The organism is Sphingobacterium sp. MAE, from assembly GCF_056711605.1.
In genome coordinates, this window is the sequence record NZ_CM160044.1 from 3,952,717 (window position 1) to 3,973,274 (window position 20,558).

General features: G+C 34.3%; 21 protein-coding genes and 1 tRNA gene. 17 read left to right on the forward strand and 5 right to left on the reverse strand.

Annotated features, from left to right (window positions below):
• Positions 1 to 6 precede the first annotated feature (6 nt).
• The 3 genes from AC06G9_RS16880 (at position 7) to AC06G9_RS16890 (ending at position 2,026) form a co-directional block, all read left to right on the forward strand.
• The gene (locus AC06G9_RS16880; RefSeq protein WP_045753713.1) at positions 7 to 945 is read left to right on the forward strand and encodes a malate dehydrogenase; all 939 of its coding nucleotides are present in this window, start codon (positions 7 to 9) and stop codon (positions 943 to 945) included.
• 50 nt (positions 946 to 995) lie between these two features.
• Entirely contained in the window at positions 996 to 1,520 is a 525-nt protein-coding gene (locus AC06G9_RS16885) for a helix-turn-helix domain-containing protein (protein WP_480956831.1), read from the forward strand.
• Positions 1,521 to 1,582: 62 nt separating this feature from the next.
• A complete protein-coding gene (locus AC06G9_RS16890; RefSeq protein ID WP_045753711.1) occupies positions 1,583 to 2,026 on the forward strand; it encodes an aspartyl protease family protein in 444 nt (147 codons plus the stop codon).
• Here AC06G9_RS16890 and AC06G9_RS16895 read toward each other — a convergent pair.
• On the reverse strand, positions 2,012 to 3,232 hold the full coding sequence (locus tag AC06G9_RS16895; RefSeq protein ID WP_045753710.1) for an MFS transporter: 1,221 nt from the start codon (positions 3,230 to 3,232) through the stop codon (positions 2,012 to 2,014). The two genes, AC06G9_RS16890 and AC06G9_RS16895, sit on opposite strands and share 15 nt — an antisense overlap.
• A gap of 169 nt (positions 3,233 to 3,401) precedes the next feature.
• On the opposite strand from AC06G9_RS16895, the gene fsa reads away from it, so the two are divergent.
• The 3 genes from fsa to rnr all read left to right on the forward strand — a co-directional run bounded on the left by fsa (position 3,402) and on the right by rnr (position 7,263).
• The gene (fsa, locus tag AC06G9_RS16900) at positions 3,402 to 4,061 is read left to right on the forward strand and encodes a fructose-6-phosphate aldolase (protein ID WP_021188478.1); all 660 of its coding nucleotides are present in this window, start codon (positions 3,402 to 3,404) and stop codon (positions 4,059 to 4,061) included.
• Positions 4,062 to 4,161: 100 nt separating this feature from the next.
• Positions 4,162 to 4,620, forward strand: coding sequence for a Fur family transcriptional regulator (locus AC06G9_RS16905; RefSeq protein ID WP_045753709.1), 459 nt, complete (start codon positions 4,162 to 4,164; stop codon positions 4,618 to 4,620).
• A gap of 513 nt (positions 4,621 to 5,133) precedes the next feature.
• Positions 5,134 to 7,263: a ribonuclease R gene (rnr, locus tag AC06G9_RS16910; RefSeq protein WP_045753708.1), complete on the forward strand. Its 2,130-nt coding sequence runs from the start codon at positions 5,134 to 5,136 to the stop codon at positions 7,261 to 7,263.
• 222 nt (positions 7,264 to 7,485) lie between these two features.
• On the opposite strand, the gene AC06G9_RS16915 is transcribed toward rnr, so the two are convergent.
• On the reverse strand, positions 7,486 to 8,052 hold the full coding sequence (locus AC06G9_RS16915; protein ID WP_248755840.1) for a DUF1572 family protein: 567 nt from the start codon (positions 8,050 to 8,052) through the stop codon (positions 7,486 to 7,488).
• A 247-nt stretch (positions 8,053 to 8,299) separates the two neighbouring features.
• Here AC06G9_RS16915 and AC06G9_RS16920 point away from each other — a divergent pair, with 247 nt between their 5' ends.
• From AC06G9_RS16920 to rpsJ, 5 genes are all read left to right on the forward strand, one after another.
• Positions 8,300 to 10,150, forward strand: coding sequence for an acyltransferase family protein (locus tag AC06G9_RS16920; RefSeq protein ID WP_045756101.1), 1,851 nt, complete (start codon positions 8,300 to 8,302; stop codon positions 10,148 to 10,150).
• Positions 10,151 to 10,281: 131 nt separating this feature from the next.
• Positions 10,282 to 10,695 carry a 30S ribosomal protein S12 gene (gene rpsL, locus AC06G9_RS16925; protein ID WP_002993550.1) on the forward strand — a complete coding sequence of 138 codons (414 nt, stop codon included), beginning with the start codon at positions 10,282 to 10,284 and terminating at the stop codon, positions 10,693 to 10,695.
• 19 nt (positions 10,696 to 10,714) lie between these two features.
• Positions 10,715 to 11,182: a 30S ribosomal protein S7 gene (gene rpsG, locus AC06G9_RS16930; protein ID WP_045756100.1), complete on the forward strand. Its 468-nt coding sequence runs from the start codon at positions 10,715 to 10,717 to the stop codon at positions 11,180 to 11,182.
• 128 nt (positions 11,183 to 11,310) lie between these two features.
• Entirely contained in the window at positions 11,311 to 13,428 is a 2,118-nt protein-coding gene (gene fusA / locus AC06G9_RS16935; protein ID WP_045756103.1) for an elongation factor G, read from the forward strand.
• A gap of 76 nt (positions 13,429 to 13,504) precedes the next feature.
• Complete coding sequence (rpsJ, locus tag AC06G9_RS16940; RefSeq protein ID WP_013667229.1) at positions 13,505 to 13,810, forward strand: 30S ribosomal protein S10; 306 nt, start codon at positions 13,505 to 13,507, stop codon at positions 13,808 to 13,810.
• A 263-nt stretch (positions 13,811 to 14,073) separates the two neighbouring features.
• Here the strand turns inward: rpsJ and AC06G9_RS16945 are convergent, their stop codons facing one another.
• Positions 14,074 to 15,183 (reverse strand): AI-2E family transporter, encoded by a 1,110-nt coding sequence (locus tag AC06G9_RS16945; protein ID WP_094772293.1) that lies wholly within the window; start codon positions 15,181 to 15,183, stop codon positions 14,074 to 14,076.
• A gap of 126 nt (positions 15,184 to 15,309) precedes the next feature.
• Positions 15,310 to 15,963 carry a porin family protein gene (locus tag AC06G9_RS16950; RefSeq protein ID WP_045754326.1) on the reverse strand — a complete coding sequence of 218 codons (654 nt, stop codon included), beginning with the start codon at positions 15,961 to 15,963 and terminating at the stop codon, positions 15,310 to 15,312.
• Positions 15,964 to 16,250: 287 nt separating this feature from the next.
• Between AC06G9_RS16950 and AC06G9_RS16955 the strand changes: the two genes are divergently transcribed.
• Positions 16,251 to 16,321, forward strand: a tRNA-Cys gene (locus tag AC06G9_RS16955).
• Positions 16,322 to 16,353: 32 nt separating this feature from the next.
• A complete protein-coding gene (locus AC06G9_RS16960) occupies positions 16,354 to 16,533 on the forward strand; it encodes a hypothetical protein (protein WP_045754327.1) in 180 nt (59 codons plus the stop codon).
• A gap of 42 nt (positions 16,534 to 16,575) precedes the next feature.
• On the opposite strand, the gene AC06G9_RS16965 is transcribed toward AC06G9_RS16960, so the two are convergent.
• Positions 16,576 to 17,292, reverse strand: coding sequence for a copper homeostasis protein CutC (locus AC06G9_RS16965; RefSeq protein ID WP_480956832.1), 717 nt, complete (start codon positions 17,290 to 17,292; stop codon positions 16,576 to 16,578).
• A gap of 367 nt (positions 17,293 to 17,659) precedes the next feature.
• Here AC06G9_RS16965 and AC06G9_RS16970 point away from each other — a divergent pair, with 367 nt between their 5' ends.
• The 4 genes from AC06G9_RS16970 (at position 17,660) to AC06G9_RS16985 (ending at position 20,499) form a co-directional block, all read left to right on the forward strand.
• On the forward strand, positions 17,660 to 18,064 hold the full coding sequence (locus AC06G9_RS16970) for a hypothetical protein (protein WP_094772291.1): 405 nt from the start codon (positions 17,660 to 17,662) through the stop codon (positions 18,062 to 18,064).
• A 65-nt stretch (positions 18,065 to 18,129) separates the two neighbouring features.
• The gene (locus AC06G9_RS16975) at positions 18,130 to 18,423 is read left to right on the forward strand and encodes a Smr/MutS family protein (protein WP_045754330.1); all 294 of its coding nucleotides are present in this window, start codon (positions 18,130 to 18,132) and stop codon (positions 18,421 to 18,423) included.
• Positions 18,424 to 18,475: 52 nt separating this feature from the next.
• Entirely contained in the window at positions 18,476 to 19,147 is a 672-nt protein-coding gene (locus tag AC06G9_RS16980; protein ID WP_045754331.1) for a response regulator transcription factor, read from the forward strand.
• 68 nt (positions 19,148 to 19,215) lie between these two features.
• The gene (locus AC06G9_RS16985; protein WP_045754332.1) at positions 19,216 to 20,499 is read left to right on the forward strand and encodes a sensor histidine kinase; all 1,284 of its coding nucleotides are present in this window, start codon (positions 19,216 to 19,218) and stop codon (positions 20,497 to 20,499) included.
• Positions 20,500 to 20,558 lie beyond the last annotated feature (59 nt).

Genomic DNA, 20,558 nt, shown 5'->3' on the forward strand with positions numbered 1-20,558 from the left:
AAGCTTATGAAAGTTACAATAGTTGGTGCAGGAGCAGTTGGAGCGACCACTGCAGATAATTTAATGAGAAGAGAAGTTGCTGAAGAAATCATACTTTTAGATATTAAAGAGGGTTTTGCAGAAGGTAAAGCACAAGATATGTCACAGACTGCTGCCTTATTAGGTTTTGATTCTAAAATTAAAGGCGTTACCAATGACTACAGTGCTACAGCTGGTTCGACAGTGGCGGTTATTACATCTGGAATTCCTAGAAAACCTGGAATGACTAGAGAAGAGTTAATTGGTACGAATGCTAATATTGTTAAAACGGTGGTCGATAATTTGGTTAAACATTCACCAGATATCATTATTGTGATCGTTTCTAATCCTATGGATACAATGACTTATCTTGCCCTACAAAGTTCTGGCCTGCCTAAGAATAGAATTATCGGTATGGGCGGAACACTGGATTCTGCTCGATTCAAATATCAATTAAGTGATAAATTAAATGCTTCTGCAGGGGACCTTAATGCAATTGTTATAGGTGGTCATGGCGATACTACAATGATTCCGCTGATCAAACATGCTACTTGGAACAGTATTCCTGTAAGTGATTTTTTGAACGAAGACGAGCAAGATGAAATCGTACAAAAAACAATGGTAGGAGGTGCTACATTGACAGCTTTAATTGGTACATCGGCTTGGTATGCTCCAGGAGCAGCAACTGCAGCTGTCGTCGAGAGTATTGTTCGTGATCAAAATAAACTCTTCACAGCTAGTGTATTTTTAGATGGAGAATTTGAACTATCAGATATCACTTTAGGTGTCCCTGTTATCATTAATAAAAATGGTTGGGATAAAATCGTACCTTTGAACTTGTCGGAAGAGGAAAAGCAAAAATTACATAAAAGTGCTGAGGCGGTCCGCAACATGAATAATGTATTAAAAGAAATTAACGTTTTATAAAAAATTATATGCAACTCTTTATTAAAAATATGGTCTGCAACAGATGCAAAATGGCTGTAGAACATATATTTAAAGAGTTGCATATCCCTTATAGTGATCTTCAATTAGGTGTCGTTACTTTAGAAGGAACCTTGAAACCGACACAACGCGAACATATACAAGAAAGCTTGCATGCTATTGGATTTGAATTGATAGATGATAAAAACACGCGTGTTATTGAGAAAATAAAACTAGTGATCATCGATTACACACGTCAGCCATACCAATATTTAAATAGAAACCTTTCAGAGATATTATGTGATAACCTATTTCTGGAATATAGTACTCTGAGTGCATTATTTTCATCTGTAAGCGGAACGAGTATTGAAAAATATGCTATTTTTCAAAAGATAGAATACATCAAAGAGTTGTTAATTTATGATGAACTAACTTTGGCGGAGATCGCGGAAAAACTCAATTATTCGAGTACTGCTTATCTCAGCAACCAATTTAAAAAAAATACAGGTCTTACACCGACTCAATTTAAAAACCTGAATAACCCAACCGCATTTAGGCGAACCTTAGATCAGGTATAATAATTATGTTAAAAATATAATTTATCCTTTCGGTAAGCATATATTTTTTCTATGTTTGAAATATGGCAATTATTCCACTAAGGCTTTTACAATTACAAGAACAAGGTACTCATATCCTAGTTGAAGTTACATTATTCAATACTGCTCATCTTATGGTCCTGGATACTGGAGCTTCAAAGACTGTATTTGATAAAAATCAATTGGAAACTATACATTCGGATCAATTTCAATTGGAAAGTACAGATACACTTTCATCTGGATTGGGCACTAATACCATGCAAAGTTTTTTGATCCATATACCGCATCTTAGTATGCAGGACTGGACCATCAAAAACTACAAAGCTGCTGTACTAGACCTGAGCTCAATCAACTATGCCTATGAACAGATGAATTTACAACCTGTAATTGGAGTGTTAGGAGGAGACATTTTAGCTCGTTATGGTGCTGTGATTGATTATAAAAAGAAGACGCTCAAACTGCTTAAAAGAAGGTTAAAACTTAAATAGTCTTTTATGTATATGCATCCTTAAATACAAATAGTAAGCGATAGCAATCAGTATTCCTGCTCCGCCCATAAAATATAAAACACTTCGCAACCCAAAATAGCTTGCTAATGCTCCTATTAGTAAACTTCCTATTGGAAAAACACCTTGGAACGCCATCACATAATATGATATTGCTCGAGCGCGGTACATGGGCATCGCATGCGTCTGTATATAAGTGTTGATACTAGAGTTCTGCATCATCATAGCAAAAGAAACGACTGCTGTATAGACTAAAGCCAAAACCAACACAGAGGAATGACCTAATAAGAATAAAGCCGCACCCATTAATAAGGCTGCACCCATTACTTGATAGCGCATATTTGTACCCGACTTCAATCTGGCCATATTAATCGCGCCAATCATTGCGCCAAGACCTGCAGCGCTTTCAAACCAGGAAAAGGTACCTGCATCACCATGGAACATCTCCTTGGCTACAGCAGGCAGCAACGAGGTATACGGAATGACCAATAGACTTGAAAAAGTCATGACAATGATGAGCGAAAAAATATGTGGAGATCGCTTCAAATAGAAAAAACCCTCAACTAATCCTTGCCAATTGCTTCCTTTACTTAAACTAGCAGTATTTTCAGTCACATTCATCATCCATAGCGTAATCAGAACAGGTATAAAACTCAAAAAATTGCTACTAAAACACATCATTTCTCCATAAGTGCTCAAAAGGATCCCTCCTATAGCTGGACCGACCATACGCGCAGCATTGAATATAGAAGAGTTAAGTGCGATAGCATTAGGTAAATCTTTTCTATTATCAACTAGATGTACCATCAGTGATTGTCTTCCTAATACATCAAATGCATTGATTACCCCCTGTGCAAATCCCAAAATAGATAGCCATAAAACCGTTTCCATTTTTAGATATACCAATAATGTGAGAATCCCTGCTTGGATCATCAAACCTATCTGAGTCATAAACACAAGCCTATATTTCTTGTGCTTATCGACAAAGCTTCCTATAAAAGGTGATAATACTAAAGAAGGAAGCAACGATATAAATGAAACAAAACCTAGCCAAAATACAGAGTCCGTTAATTTATATACCAACCAACTAATGGCAACACGCTGCATCCACGTCCCCATCAATGAAATCGCTTGACCGATTATATGTAATCGAAAATTCGGGTATTCAAGAGAACGAAATATCTGCATATCAACATGTAATAGAAGTAAATGAAAATGGTAAGCTATTATGAACAGTTCATATTAAGCAATATTTGTGCAGTAATTTCAATTCAGCACAAGATTAGTGAATTTTAATCGATAACTTTGCCCCTTAAAGGTAAATAAACCAAACAATTAACAATCAATTCAATACGAGATGAAATTTTTTATTGACACAGCAAACTTAGAGCAAATCAAAGAAGCACAAGATTTAGGTGTATTAGATGGGGTAACAACAAACCCAAGTTTAATGGCCAAAGAAGGAATTAGTGGTGACGAAAATGTAATCAATCATTACAAAGCCATATGTGCTATCGTAGATGGGGATGTAAGTGCAGAGGTAATTTCTACAAATTACGAAGAAATGATCAAAGAAGGAGAGGCGCTTGCAAAACTAGATGACAAGATTGTTGTTAAAGTTCCAATGATCAAAGATGGTATTAAAGCAATTAAATATTTCAGTAAAAAAGGAATCAAAACAAATTGTACTTTGGTTTTCTCTGCTGGTCAAGCATTACTAGCTGCAAAAGCTGGAGCAACTTATGTTTCACCTTTCATCGGACGTTTAGATGACATTTCGACAGATGGCCTAGGGCTTATTGAAGAGATCCGTTTGATCTACGATAATTATAGTTTCCCTACACAAATCTTAGCAGCATCAGTACGTAATAGTGCACATATTTTAGGTTGTGCTAAAATTGGAGCTGATGTTATGACTGGCCCATTATCAGCTATCACTGCTTTATTGAAACACCCTTTAACAGATAGCGGTCTTGCTACTTTCTTAGCTGATCACGCCAAAGCTGCGGGTAAATAATTTGAGATAAAGCATTTTTATAAAACGGTCAAAAAGCAAGTAACATAAACTTGTTTTTTGACCGTTTTTTTATATAGGAATAATGATGTATTTTTGTATTATGAGTAAAGATCAACAACATGAAAAAGCAGTACTTGAGCCTGTCGATTTTACAGCTTTGCTAAAGCAATATCATTTAAAAGTAACGCAACCTAGACTCCGAACTTTAGAAACAATATCGACTAAGAAATCAGCAATTTCACAACCAGAATTGGAAAAATTAATTGGTAAAGAAATTGATCGGGTTACGCTATACCGTGTACTAGCTTCTTTTGAAGAGAAGGGTATATTGCATAAAATTTTTGATCTCAATGGAACGGCAACTTATGCCCTTTGTTCCACAAATTGTTCCGAACATAATCACCACGATCAACATGTTCATTTCATCTGCAGGCGGTGTAATTCTGTCTATTGTATGGAAGAAATCAATCTTCCAAAATTTAATCTTCCACAAGGTTACAAACTAGAAACAGTAGCTATAAATGCACTTGGGCTCTGTGATCATTGCACGGAAAACTAAACACGATACTGCTTCCAAATCGATGGTATTTGCTGGTTTTACTTTCCTTATGGAAATATCATTTTCCTCTAATTTACAACAATGATCAAAGCTAATTATTTAATATATTTAAATGCTAAAATTTAGCAATTAAAAAATAACCCGCTCATTAAAAGGTTATTAAAAAACTACATTAAATAATTTTGTTATACCTTATATTTTAGCAAAATATAAAAAGATCAGCTTAAAGTATAAATACAAACGTCCGAAAAATTTCTTCATCAGAATAATTAAGCAAAAACAAATATAAACACCTATTTATCAACAACATAACAAAGCTAAAGCAAATTAAAAATATACTCAAAAGAAAACATGAAACAAACAAAATACTATTGCCTCATTTTTCAGATTAATATGTGTATATTGTAAGTGATACAGGGATACAAAACAGCAATAATTTATGATCACAAATTTCAAGATCAACTATATGGCTCTCCCCTATTCAAAACATAATAAAAAGTAAAAAAAACACGTATGACGACAAAAAAAGAAAACCCATACCAAGAGGTTTTGACACAGCTCATCATCGACATCTTTGAGAAGTCAAACAACAAACCCCTCAACTATAAACAAGTCGCATCAAAATTGAATGTTCACGATTCCGATTCCAAAATAGCCATCGCCAATATCCTGACTGAGCACCCAAAAAATAGTCCATTTTTAGAGGTTGAAAAGGGAAAATTTAAGCTACGTCAACTCAAAGTTTACGTAACTGGGAAAGTCGATATGACTGCCGAAGGATCTGCTTATATTATACCTGAAGATGAATTCGAAAATGACATCTTTGTAGCGCCGAGAAAATTACGACAAGCTCTTCATGGAGACATCGTTAAAGTGCACACTTTTGAAAAAAGTAGAGGACGTAAAAAAGAAGGTGAAGTCGTAGAAATCATCCAACGTGCAAAAACAGATTTTACCGGTATCATCAACCTTTCTCAGAACTTCGCATTTTTCATTGCTGATGATCGCAAAATGTTACATGATATCTTCATTCCATTGGATAACCTTGAAGGTGCAAAAGATGGTGAAAAGGTAGTCGTCTCTATTATTGATTGGCCACAAGGGGCAAAAAATCCTATTGGAAAAGTAAAGACAATTCTTGGTAAAAAAGGAGAAAATAATACGGAGATGAATGCCATCTTGGCCGACTATGGATTTCCTTTAAAATTTCCGACAAAAGTCGAAGAAGAGGCAAATGCACTGCCTGATAGCTATTCGAAAGAAGAGATTGCCAGAAGAAGAGATTTTAGAAATATTACTACTTTTACCATTGATCCTGTTGATGCAAAAGACTTTGATGATGCGATATCTTTTCAAGAACTTGAGAATGGCAATTATGAAATTGGTGTACACATCGCCGACGTCTCACATTTTGTCATCCCAGACACTGAACTAGATAAAGAGGCCTACGAAAGAGGGACCTCAGTATATCTAGTTGATCGGGTGATTCCAATGCTTCCTGAAAGACTTTCCAATGGAGTTTGTTCACTTCGTCCACATGAAGATAAACTATGTTTCTCTGCAGTCTTTGAGCTCGATGAGAAAGCCAATATTGTAAACCAATGGTTTGGAAGAACTATCATTCACTCCGACCGGAGATTTTCTTATGAAGAAGCCCAAGAGGTTATTGAAACAAAATCAGGAGATTTTACTGCAGAAATACTAAAATTAAATGAGTTAGCCTATATTCTGCGAGAACGCAAATTTAAAAATGGCGCAATTGCGTTTGAAAGCGAAGAAGTAAAGTTCACTTTGGATGAAAATGGTAAGCCAACGGGAGTCTACACCAAGGTGAGAAAAGATGCACATAAACTTATTGAAGATTTCATGCTTCTTGCGAATAGAAAAGTAGCAGAATATATTGGTAAACAAGGTAAGGGTAAAAATAAATTACCATTTGTATATCGTTTTCATGATGTACCCAATCCAGAGACACTAGCAACATTTTCTCAATTTGCATCTCGATTTGGACATAAGCTAACTATAAAATCAGATAAAGAGACCGCGAAATCATTAAATGCGCTAATGACAAAAATTGAAGGTAGCAAGGAGCAAAACATGCTTACCTCTCTTGCAATAAGATCAATGGCAAAAGCGATCTACACGACCAAAGGAACAAGTCATTATGGACTTGCTTTTGATTATTACACGCACTTCACTTCCCCCATCCGTCGATATCCTGATGTAATGGTCCACCGATTATTGGCACATTACTTAGATGGTGGTAATAAAATCAATGTAGACCATTATGAAAAAATGTGTGAGCACGCTTCACAGATGGAGAAGAAAGCTGCTGAAGCCGAACGTGCTTCGATTAAATATAAACAAGCTGAATTTTTACAAGAACAAATTGGAACTGAATATACAGGAATTATATCTGGCGTAACTGAATGGGGAATGTATGTCGAAATCGAAACGAATAAATGCGAAGGTATGGTTAGATTACGAGATATTAACGATGATTTTTATGTCTTAGATGAAAAGAATTTTGCGATTATTGGTCAAAGAAAGAAAAAGAAATATCAATTAGGTGATGAAGTACAGATCAAAGTTAAAAAAGTTGATCTTGACAAACGTCAAATTGACTTTACTTTAATCAGTTAATCAAATCCTGAAACAATAACAACTACAGCCTCCAAATTGAGTTTCTTACTCTTTTTGGGGGCATTTTTCAACTAACTAACTAACTAATAACTAACTAACTAACTAACTAACTAACTAACTAACTAACTAACTAACTAACTAACTAACTAACTAACTAACTAACTAACTAACTAACTAACTAACTAACTAACTAACTAACTAACTAACTAACTAACTAACTAACTAACCATCTAAATGGCGCAATATTTCATCTGTAAAATGTTCTGTTCGTTTTGATTGTATGAATCTAACCGAGTTATATACATCAGACTCTCCTCTTGGGATAGATAGAGAGCGCCAATCATTCCCTTTCATCATCTTCCCTAACATAACAATCTGTCCAACATGATAGGGATAGTGTGACAGTTGCCTATTAATAGCCTCTACAACAGTATGGCCTTGATTTCGAATATAAATTGTCTTACCCAAGTCTTCAAACTGCAAATTTTTCAACGTGACAAATAAGTTTTTCCAAGCTTCCTCCCATTCATGCAACAGTCTCATTTTATCCTGATCAGCCAACTCAAACTCAGCATCTCGGTTACGCCATTCTTTTTCACCATCCGAAGTTAAAAAATCTGTAAATCGTGATTTCATATTTCCTGATATATGCTGAATCAATATCGCGACACTATTACTCTCTTGATTATACTGCCAAAACAACTGACTATCAGTTAATTGATTTATAGTGCTATCAACTAAATGTTTATAGTACAAAAACAATTTTTGAACATCTTCTAAATAATTCATAACACAGCTATTTTACTTGATAAAAAACTCCTCCTATTTACTCTTTTTTGACAGATGTTTAAATTTAGTTAGAAAAAATCATCTTTTCTCAGCTATATTATAAAAATTGACAATTCATTGAAAAAAATCTTACTATAGATGCTTACTTAGATTTTTCAATACTGATTCGATAATAGATGAAAAAAATTAGTAGGTGAACTAAATTATTTTGCTCAGATTTGCAGCTTACAACAGGTCATATTTAATAATGAAATTTAGAAATGATATTGGAGCACTACGTGCATTAGCTGTATTAGCGGTACTTTTTTTTCATTTCAAAATTCCCTATTTTGATGGTGGATTCAGTGGAGTAGATATCTTCTTTGTCATCTCGGGATATTTAATGACCCATATTATTCTTAAAGGATTTGAAGACCACATATTTTCTTTCCGGCAGTTTTATATCAAGCGGATTGTACGCATCATCCCTGCCCTTCTTTTTCTAATTATTGGTCTAGCGATAATTGGCAATTTAATTCTCTTACCCAACGATTTACAACAACTTGGAAACAATTCCTTTTTCAGTATTCTTTTTATTTCTAATATAGATTACTACATCCATAGTGGCTATTTTGATCTCGCTTCGCAAAACAACATATTATTACATACATGGTCTTTATCTGTCGAATGGCAATTTTATCTACTATATCCCGTACTCCTCTATCCATTTCGAAATTACTATCTGACAAACAAAAGGCAGTTCATTTATTTATTTATAAGCTTGATCATCCTTTCGTTCGGTCTGAACCTTTATTTTAATCATAGAGATCAATCATTCAGCTTTTATATGTTCCCAACACGCGCATGGGAAATGCTATTTGGTGGACTTGCATGCCTATGGGGGGCAGATATCCCCAAAAAAATACCAAAATTGTGGAGAAAATTATTTGCGTTCTTTGGATATAGTACCCTAATAGGATGCATTATTTTACTCAAAGAGGACGATATCAGTTGGCCGTCTTATTACACTCTTATTCCGGTAGTGGCTACATTTATCATCCTCCTTGTACAATATGACTTTAAAGCACTATCTTTCGAACCACTTCAATGGATCGGCAAGATATCGTATTCGCTATATTTATGGCATTGGCCAATCTATGTATTTACGATCTATTTGGGACTAAATCAGTCTTACACTATTATTACCATCCTTACTCTTTCCTTTATTTTTGCGTGCATCTCATTTTACACCATTGAGTCTAATAAAAAATTTAATCAAGTACGTTTCACTTTAGCTACAGCGGTAGGGATTACTATAGTAGCCGCAGTCATGATGCTATTCCCATATGATCAATTGAAAATTAATAAGGAGATTGAACACCTCACTAATTACAATACAAATTATAGAAAACAACATCTTCCATTTCAGTTTAGAAAGGGAATCTGCCATCTGGATATAGACAATACATTCAGTCAATATAATTTTGACATCTGCGCTAACATTGCCCCTAATAAAAAAAATATACTTTTATTGGGTGATAGTCACGCTGGCGTTTTTGCACAAAGTTTAAAAGAGCAACTCGCAAAACAAGATATCAATCTGTTGCAAGCAACAGTATCTACAACCTATCCGTTATTAGATACAAAGGGGCCTAAAGCATCTTGTGAACTCATAGACTATATGTATCAGAAATTTATCCCTCAAAATGCAGCGCATATAGACGAGGTTATCCTTGTTGGTTTTTGGGGTTCACAACAATATCCAGATGAAACTTTAAAGTTCAAACTTCAAAAAGTAATACAATATTTTAAAGAAAAGAATATTGTACTGAAAATGATCGGACAAACACCTAGCTATTCTATCATTTTCCCCAATATATTGGCGTTACAAACTAAAAATAGCGCGGTAAAAGAAGCGAACTATCTTGATCCGAAGTCTGCCCATGTCAATAATTATCTTCAAACTTTTATTTCTAAAGATATTTATATAGATGTTTATAATCTACCTGAAGTAAATAAATATAACGGTCAAGACCCGTATATGCATGATGACGACCATTTGTCAAAATATGGAGCGGATCAGATTGTTGCTTATTTACTTAAAAACAAGTTGATCTAAAAGCTAAGTCAAAGATATTCAAGCAAAATGTGGAAAACTAATTGGCGAGGTGCTACGATTTAACAATAAAATCGTTATCTTTGCGAACTTATAATAATTTAAGAATTAAATTAAATAACAAAATCAGGTAAATGCCTACTATTCAACAATTAGTTAGAAAAGGTAGAGTAGCTCTGGTTGACAAGAGTAAGTCACCAGCGTTGGACTCATGTCCACAGCGAAGAGGTGTATGTACACGTGTATATACTACTACCCCTAAAAAACCAAACTCAGCAATGCGTAAAGTAGCTCGTGTACGTTTAACAAACGGTAAAGAGGTCAACGCTTACATCCCTGGAGAAGGTCACAATTTACAAGAGCACTCAATCGTTTTGATTCGTGGTGGTCGTGTTAAAGATTTACCAGGTGTACGTTACCACATTATCCGCGGTGCATTAGATACTTCAGGTGTAGCAGGTCGTAACCAACGTCGTTCTAAATACGGAACTAAACGTCCTAAACCAGGACAAGCAGCGGCTGCGCCAGCAAAAGGTAAAAAGAAATAATTAAACGGAGGAAAGAAAAATGAGAAAATCAAAACCAAAAAAGAGAATCATTTTACCTGATCCAAAGTTTAACGACACTCAGGTAACTCGTTTTGTAAACAATATGATGTATGATGGTAAAAAATCTACAGCATATGATATTTTTTACAACGCGATTGAATTAGTAGAGCAAAAAACTAGCGAAAGCGGTTTAGAAGCTTGGAAAAAAGCTTTAAACAACGTTATGCCAGCTGTAGAGGTTAAATCTCGTCGTGTTGGTGGTGCTAACTTCCAAGTTCCTATGGAAGTTCGTCCTGAACGGAAAATTGCTTTGGGTATGAAATGGTTAATTTCATATTCACGTAAACGTGGTGAAAAAACAATGTTCGAAAAATTAGCAGGAGAAATCATTTCAGCTTCTAAAGGTGAAGGTGCTGCTGTTAAGAAGAAAGAAGATACGCACAAAATGGCTGAAGCTAACAAAGCGTTCTCACACTTCAGATTCTAGTTTTGAACTTACACACACAAATATGATTACACCGATCTTAGGTAAACGTTTATTCTTTTATCAGGATCGGTGTACTTATTTAGACAAAAAAACATACGGCCTTATCTGGGCTAATGCTTAAAAATATTATGGCAAGAGATTTAAAATTCACTAGAAATATTGGTATCGCTGCTCACATCGATGCTGGTAAAACAACTACAACTGAGCGTATTCTTTACTACTCAGGTGTTAACCATAAACTTGGAGAAGTACACGAAGGTGCTTCGACAATGGACTGGATGGAGCAAGAAGCTGAGCGTGGTATCACGATTACTTCTGCTGCTACTACAGTTTTCTGGCAGTACCGTGGTAACAAATACCAAGTAAACGTTATCGATACTCCAGGTCACGTAGATTTCACGGTTGAGGTAAACCGTTCGTTACGTGTATTAGACGGATTAGTATTCTTATTCTCTGCAGTTGATGGTGTTGAGCCTCAATCAGAGACTAACTGGAGATTAGCGGATAACTACGCTGTTCCACGTATTGGTTTCGTAAACAAAATGGACCGTTCAGGTGCTGACTTCTTAAAAGTTGTTGGTCAAGTAAAATCAATGTTAGGTTCTGAAGCAGTAGCTTTACAACTTCCTATTGGTTCTGAAGATACTTTCACTGGTGTTGTTGATTTAATTAACAACCGTGGTATCGTTTGGAATGAGCATGATAAAGGTATGACTTTTACAGAGGTTCCTATTCCAGAAGATATGTTGGAAGAGGTTGCTGAATACCGTGAGCGTTTATTAGAAGCTGTTGCTGGTTATGATGAATCTTTGATGGAGAAATTCTTCGAAGACCCTAATTCATTAACTGAGCGTGAAATTTTAAATGCTTTACGTGCAGCAGTATTGGATAACTCTATCGTTCCTATGGTTTGTGGTTCATCTTTCAAAAACAAAGGTGTTCAAACTATGTTGGATTTAGTAATGGAATTATTGCCTTCTCCAATGGATTCAGAAGGTGTTAAAGGTACTCATCCTGATACAGGTGCAGAATTACTACGTAAACCAGATGTTAACGAGCCTTTCGCAGCATTAGGTTTCAAAATTGCAACTGACCCTTTCGTAGGTCGTTTGTGTTTCATCCGTGCTTATTCAGGTAAATTAGATGCAGGTTCTTATGTATTGAACACACGTTCAGGAAACAAAGAGCGTATCTCTCGTATCTTTCAAATGCACGCGAATAAACAAAACCCTATCCCTTTCATCGAGGCTGGTGATATCGGTGCTGTCGTTGGTTTCAAAGACATCAAAACTGGTGATACTTTATGTGATGAAAAACACCCTATCGTATTAGAATCAATGAATTTCCCTGAGCCAGTTATCGGTTTAGCTATTGAGCCAAAAACTCAAGCTGACATTGATAGATTAGGTATTGGTCTTGGTAAATTAGCTGAAGAAGATCCTACGTTCGTAGTAAAAACTGACGAAGAAACAGGTCAAACAGTTATCTCTGGTATGGGTGAGCTTCACTTAGAGATCTTGATCGACCGTTTGAAACGTGAATTCAAAGTTGAGGTGAACCAAGGAGCTCCTCAAGTATCTTATAAAGAATCTATCACGGGTACTACAGAGCACCGTGAAGTATTCAAAAAACAATCAGGTGGTCGTGGTAAATTTGCGGACATCAAAGTTGTTATTTCTCCAGCAGACGAAGATTACGATTTAACTAAATCACCTCTTCAATTCGTGAATGAAATCGTGGGTGGTAAAATTCCAAAAGAGTTTATCCCTTCAGTTCAAAAAGGATTTGAAACATCAATGAAAAATGGTGTATTAGCAGGATTCCCATTATCAGGAATGAAAGTTCGTTTGATTGATGGTTCATTCCACGCTGTCGATTCAGATTCATTATCTTTCGAATTAGCTGCTCGTTCGGCATACCGTGAAGCATTACCAAAATGTTCTCCAGTGTTAATGGAACCAATTATGAAAATAGAGGTTTTAACACCAGAAGAAAACATGGGTGATGTAATGGGAGATTTAAACCGTCGTCGTGGTTTGATGCAAGGTTTAGATAGCCGTAATGGTGCTCAAGTAATTAAAGCATTAGTTCCACTTTCAGAAATGTTTGGTTACGTAACACAATTACGTACGATCACTTCAGGTCGTGCAACTTCTACTATGGAATTTGATCACTTTGAAGAAGCTCCACGTAACGTAACTGACGAAGTTGTTGCAAAAGCAAAAGGTAAATTAAAAGGAGAATAATCCTTTCTAATATAAAGCAAACCGATCTCCTGTTGATAATAGCTCTAACGGGAGATCAATTTAAACAAAAATAAGAATGAGCCAAAGAATCAGAATCAAATTGAAATCATACGATTACAATTTAGTTGACAAATCAGCTGAGAAAATCGTAAAAACAGTAAAGCCTACAGGTGCAGTTGTTAGTGGTCCTATTCCATTACCTACTGAGAAAAAAATCTATACAGTTTTACGTTCTCCACACGTTAACAAAAAAGCGCGTGAGCAGTTCCAATTATGTTCATACAAGAGATTGTTAGATATTTATTCATCTAACTCTAAAACTGTTGATGCATTGATGAAACTTGAATTACCTTCAGGTGTTGAAGTAGAAATCAAAGTGTGATAGAATTGCACTGATTAAAAAACAAGAAAGGCTTCTAATGTTAAATTAGAAGCCTTTTTTATGACAGGTCACTACTTACATATGCTTTTTAACTCATCTTAGCCGCTATATTGAAATAATTATATAAAAGCAGGCTTCTACCCTAATCATTAAATAAATCGCTAAGTAAGCTTTAAATACCTAATGAGCAACAACAGTAGCGAAATCTAAATTGTTTATAATCTTCAAAACCTATTGATACCAAATAAGTATTAACATTCTACTTATTGATTCTTTTTAAGACTTATTGTTTTAACTTTATTCATATCTTTATCAGGCTTAGTATCCTCTTCTCCAAGCAAAAATCCCCAAGGTTTTAATTCCTTGACCCGATCCATCACGATCTTACAGATAGCCAGGATAGGTATAGCTAGAAACATTCCAGAAATACCCCATATCATTTCTCCCACAATAATCGCCATCATGGCAAACAAAGAATTTACTTTTACTTTAGATCCAACGACTTTAGGTACAATAAAATTGCTATCGATAAGATGTATAATAATAAGTGCACCGATCACGATGAGCACATGGGTAAATGAGGTAGTAGCAAAAGTAAGTAATGCAATAATTAAGATCGAGGTAAAGATCCCAATATAGGGCAACACGTTAAATACACCTGTAATAATGGCCAACAACAGACTGTATTTTACTCCTATTATACTCAATGCTGCAAATACTAAGGTGGATACAATCAGCATCTGCAAGAGTAATCCAATTAAATATTTTTTCACCACATATTGTATCTGTCCCACAACATCCAAAACAATATCATGATGATCCTGATGATTTATCATCAGGAGAAATTTAACAATATGACTTCGGTAGATCAATAAAAAAAAAGTATACAGAAATGTAAACACTAGAAGTATAAAAAGAGACGATAATGACAATAATGCTGTTCCTAATAATAACGTTCCACTATCGAGTGATTTTGTAGCTGTTTTATTAATGATATCCATTTGTTCACTATGCCTCACACCAAAACGATCTGTAACCCAAACTTGTACGTTATGAAAACCAACTAAAATTTGTTCTTTAAAAGCAGGCCAATCATCTTTAATCATTGATAATTGCGACGCCAGCATATAGAATCCAAAACCAACTAGACCAAAGAAAAGTAAAACGGTCACAATGCCTGCAATTGTGCGCGGGAATTTCAACTTGTTTTCAAAAAAATTACTGACTGGAACAAGCAGTAAAGCTAAAAGTAAACCCAATATAAATGGAACTAGAATTGTATCCCCTATTTTAGCAAGATAACCTAAAATTAAAATAGAAATTAATGTACAAGCTAATTTTAAGTAAAACGGTAGGCCTAAAAACTTTGTCATAGTATCATATATTTATAAATCTCAAACAACCTTACTAAATTAAAGTTTTAAAGGAAAATAAAAAACCCTTGCTAAAAAGCAAGGGTTTAATTTAAACTCATTTGATATAATCTTGTGAATTTGATATTATATTCCAAAACCAATACCTACTGACCAAACACGGTTTTTAACATCTCCTGATCCAATAAATTTAGACCCAGCAATGTTTGTTAGACCCAAACCATAACCAGCATTAATCGATATTCCACTTCCCAACTGATATCCAGCTAAAAAGTTTACTCCGAAATCTGTGCCTTTTAAAGTTTCATCTTTACCAAATTTAAATTCTCTATCACTCAAAGTGGTTGTACCATCTCCATTTGTTCTATCAAACTTATTTTTTCCACTTAAACCAAAAGATACATATGGACCTGCACCAACGAAAAATTTACCTTCACCAGCAGTGGGAAATTTCAACACAAAATTAACAGGAACCTCTAACCACATCGTATTTTGTTTCAATTCATAGGTGCTCTCTCCTATTTTATAATCAGCAAACTTTGCACCTTTTCCTTGCAAAGACACTCCAGGCTGAATATAGAAGTTACTGGTTATAGGAGCATCTAAATAACCGGTAACATGAAAATTAACTGTTGACTTCGAATCAGAAAGATCACTTCCGCCATAACTGTAAGAAGGTAAGTTAACTCCTGCCTTGATACCATATCCTAATCCTCCTTGTGCATAAGCTCCAGCAGTTAATAAAAATGCTGCGCCTAATGTTAGTAATATTTTTTTCATCGCTCTATTATATTATTAGTGTTGTGATGGGTATTGCAAGTTACAAGCCAAACCATTAAAAGCCTCATTTACAATACGATAATAAAACAGGAACCAACATATTAACTGTATTAAAAAATAGACAAGTATTTATTTATCGGCAGCAGCATTATTAAAATAGCAAATAACACAAAATAATTTTCAAACAAAACAGCTTGATAATGATTTATTTAAAAAATAATTGCACAAGAGTCTTTTTTAATCCAAATATTAATTTTACTTTTGCATTCCCCTAGGGGAACAAATAGGGTCGGATGGCCGAGTGGCTAGGCTGAGGTCTGCAAAACCTCCTACAGCGGTTCGAATCCGCTTCCGACCTCGTTTTATTGAACAATAAAAAAATTTATCAAAATGGGAGTTACACGTTTAAAAAGAAAAGATAGAAGAAATAAAACTACTTCACGTGTTGAAGTTCAGTTCTTAAGTTTAGGTAGTAATGTTGAACTTGGTTCAAGATCTAAAATGAAGAAATCAAATCAAATCGTTAAAAACGATGCTATCTTAAACCAATTAGTTTCAGAAGCTAAATAGGTTAAAAAAATATTAAGAACAATAGCGTTGTAAATTACAACGCTATTGTTTTTTAAGGATGTCTACCAATTGGTGGACTTTTTCTTTTGATGTCATGTATATAGGTTCATTCATCCCTGCCACCTCCATTCTATCATAAGACATTTCTGAAGAGACCGTATCTTTTGCGGAGCTATGTATTGCAGTCGCTCCAGTTATCTTTAAGATCATTTCGATATTATGACTGTCTACCCCGGCACCGGGCATAATAACAATTTTTCCGTTAGCATATTCGACCAATTTTTTAAGCAGCTCAACTCCATTCTCTGCTTTATTCTTCAATCCAGATGTCAATAGACGATCAATTCCCAATTCTATTAAAATAGCTAAAGAAGACATTGGATCCGCGCACTTATCAAATGCTCGATGAAAGGTTACATGCATAGGTCTTGCAGCATCGGCAAGAGCTTTTGTTCGCTCAATGTCAACTGTTGCATCTCTATTCATTACTCCTATAACAACGCCATCGCAGCCTTTCTCTTTACAAAACCTGATATCAGCTAGCATTTCTTCAAATTCCAAATCAGAATAAACAAAATCACCCGCTCTAGGACGAATAAGTACGTGCATGCCAATATTAATTAACTTTCTAGTTTGAACAATCTGACCATACGAAGGTGTCGTCCCACCGTTTTCTAAGTTTTGACAAAATTCAATCCTTGTAGCGCCTCCTTGCGCCGCATGTAGAGCTGACTGGGGTGAATTTGAGCATATTTCCAATTGATACCCGTTTATACTGATTTCTCTTCCCATTATAGTGTATATATCTTAATCTCAAAACAGTTGAATAAAAAGGGAGAAAATTCAATCGAACTTTCTCCCTTTTTGTATTTAAGCACAAAATCCCAAATATGCTTAAGTAATAGATGTAGAGTCTTTCGTTAAAACAATTCCTCAATTTATTTACGCAACAAATGTACAATAAATATTATTTATAATATATGTTACCAATACAGTATATAGGAGCTATTATATCGTAAAATATTAATTATGAGACAACAAAACATTTACAATATTAATTTGTTTGTTTATATTGTAATAAAAAATGATATTAATTCTATTTATATTGATTGAAAAAAGGCGTAATATGTCAATCGTATCAAAAGATTTTGAAATTCAAGAAAATCTCATTGTACTCATTGAAGATCTTCAAAATAACATTTATGATCTAAGAGATCGTATTGCTGACTACACCCATTTATATAATAAGACACGTCATACAGCTGTCGAGTGCGAAGTGCAAAATGAAGAAATTGCAGATATAATTGGCAAAAAACATCATTCTTTATATCATAAGATGAAATCACTTAATTATCTATTGGAAATTATTAATGATTATCGTGATTGCAATGGTATCTTCCAAGATCAACATGATATGATTATTCAAGTACAAGAAATCATGTTCGATTATGCTGAAAAGGAACTCTATGAAGAAGCTGCCACAATAAAAAAATGGTATGACCTACTTTATGTAGCTATTTATATACAGTAAACGAACTAATGACTTTATTTGTTAGTTCGTTAATCGTACTTTTGTTCGAATACAAATAGAGCTACATGAAAAAACCACCTGTACAAATAGATTTACATGCCGAAGCCTTCTTATCCGACTGGCAAGATTATGCTGCAGATGAATTAGCAAATGAATCATTGATCTATATGCGTGATATGTTAGATGCTGCTATATATTGGGATATGCCAGAAATAAAATTTGTACACGGTAAAGGTAAAGGTATTCTAAAAAAATTGGTATACGATGAACTAAAGCTTTATAAAGATCAGAAAGCCATATCGCATTTTCACCCAGCTTACCATAATGAAGATATCGTAGTGGTAATTATTGGATTTTGATTCCTAATTCTTTCCCAATTTGGATATTACTTTTGTACCATAATGAGTGTATATGAAAATATTATTGATTGAAGACGAAGCTGCTTTAAGTCAAGTTATTATGCAATCCCTTCTTGCCGAAAAATATCTTGTAGAACAAGCTTTTGATTATCAAACTGCCCTAGGAAAAATAGCTATTTATACCTATGACTGTATTTTGCTAGATATTATGTTACCAGGAGGTTCAGGTTTGCAACTTTTGGAGAAAATAAAAGAACTCGGAAAAGATGAGTCTGTGATTATCCTGTCTGCTAAAGACTCAGTAGATGATAAAGTAAAGGGTCTAGAACTAGGAGCAGATGACTATCTTGCTAAACCTTTTCATCTAGCAGAACTGCATGCAAGGATAAAATCGATCATACGAAGAAAAAATCAAAATGGCGATGATGTGATAGTTTATAAAAATGTAGCAGTTAACACTACCGACAGAAGTATAAAGGTAAATAACAAACTAGTAAATCTAAACCGAAAGGAGTTTGATCTACTCTATTATTTCATCATAAGACCCACTAAGCTTATTCAGAAAAATAGTTTAGCTGAATCAATTTGGGGAGATCATATTGATCAAGCTGACAGTTTAGACTTTATCTATTCTCAAATTAAAAATTTAAGAAAAAAGTTGAAAGATAATCATGCAGAAATTGATATTCAAGCGGTATATGGCATTGGATATAAATTGATTTAATACAACCGAGTGAAATTAACATCATGATGTAGTACAATCAGCGCTCCCTATTATAACAATTTATTTTGATGAAAAAATCTCTCAAAAATTATACTTTACGCTATATCACGATTATCATTTTGATTGTAATTGCGGTATGGGCTACATTATTTTATGCCTATATAATTGAAGAGGTATATGATAATGTAGATGATGGTTTAAAAAATCAAAAAATTGAAATTATTCGTGCAGCCTATCAAGATGAATCGATCTTAAAAACAGATACTTTTGGAATCAATCAATTTAAGATTACAAAATCAAACGTTAAAAAGAAGCATCTAGAAAAAAGTACGTTCAGGAATGAACTTATTTATATGCCATATGATGATGATATGGAGCCCTACCGTGTACTAACAACCTATTTCTACGGTAAGGATAATCAACTGTATCATTTAGAAATTCGTACTTCTACTGTTGAAGAAGATGAGTTAAAATACGATCTTGCAACCGCATTGATCATCCTTTATTTCTTGATCATAATCAGTATATTTTTACTCAATACGTTGGTATTCTACCGAGCTTTTAAACCCTTTTATCAAATACTGGATAAACTAGAACAATATCAGTTTGGAAAGATTAGAATATCCGAACCCATTAAAAGCAATGTCCGAGAATTTAACCTATTGGATACAGAGATTGATAAAATGTTAGATCGTAATGAAAAAATATTTAAACAACAAAAGCTATTTATTGAAAATGCCTCGCATGAGCTACAAACCCCATTAGCTATAAGTACTAATAAACTAGAATTATTATTAGAAGATGAAGACTTAGCTGAGCATCATTTAATCACGATCAGTGAAACCAAGGAATCACTAGAGCGTATGATCAAGTTGAATAAAGCATTACTTATGCTATCCCGCATTGAAAATAATCAATTTGAAGCTATTGAAAAAATAAACTTTAATTCATTGATCCATGAGATCTCTGAAGAGCTTACAGATTTGATGAGTTTCAAAGGAATTGATATTCAGATCAATGAACATGGTACATTTACAATAGATTTTAATGTAGACTTAGCTAAAATTCTATTATCCAATTTAATGAGGAATGCGATCAATTATAACAAATCACCATCTGGTCTCATTAAAATTGAGGTTTATCAACATCAATTTACAATTGCTAATACTGGTAAAGGCAAAGCACTAATGGCAGAGCATATTTTTGACCGCTTTCATAAAGAAAACGATGCTGTAAATTCGAATGGATTGGGACTTTCTATCGTTAAAACAATTATAGAAACAAATAAAGATATAAACATAAGTTATTTATATTCAGAAAGTTTACACATTTTTAAAATACACAAACTATAATTCCCAATTCTTTACCAAATCGTCTACGAACTTTGTTATAAAATAAAAGGAGTATTTAT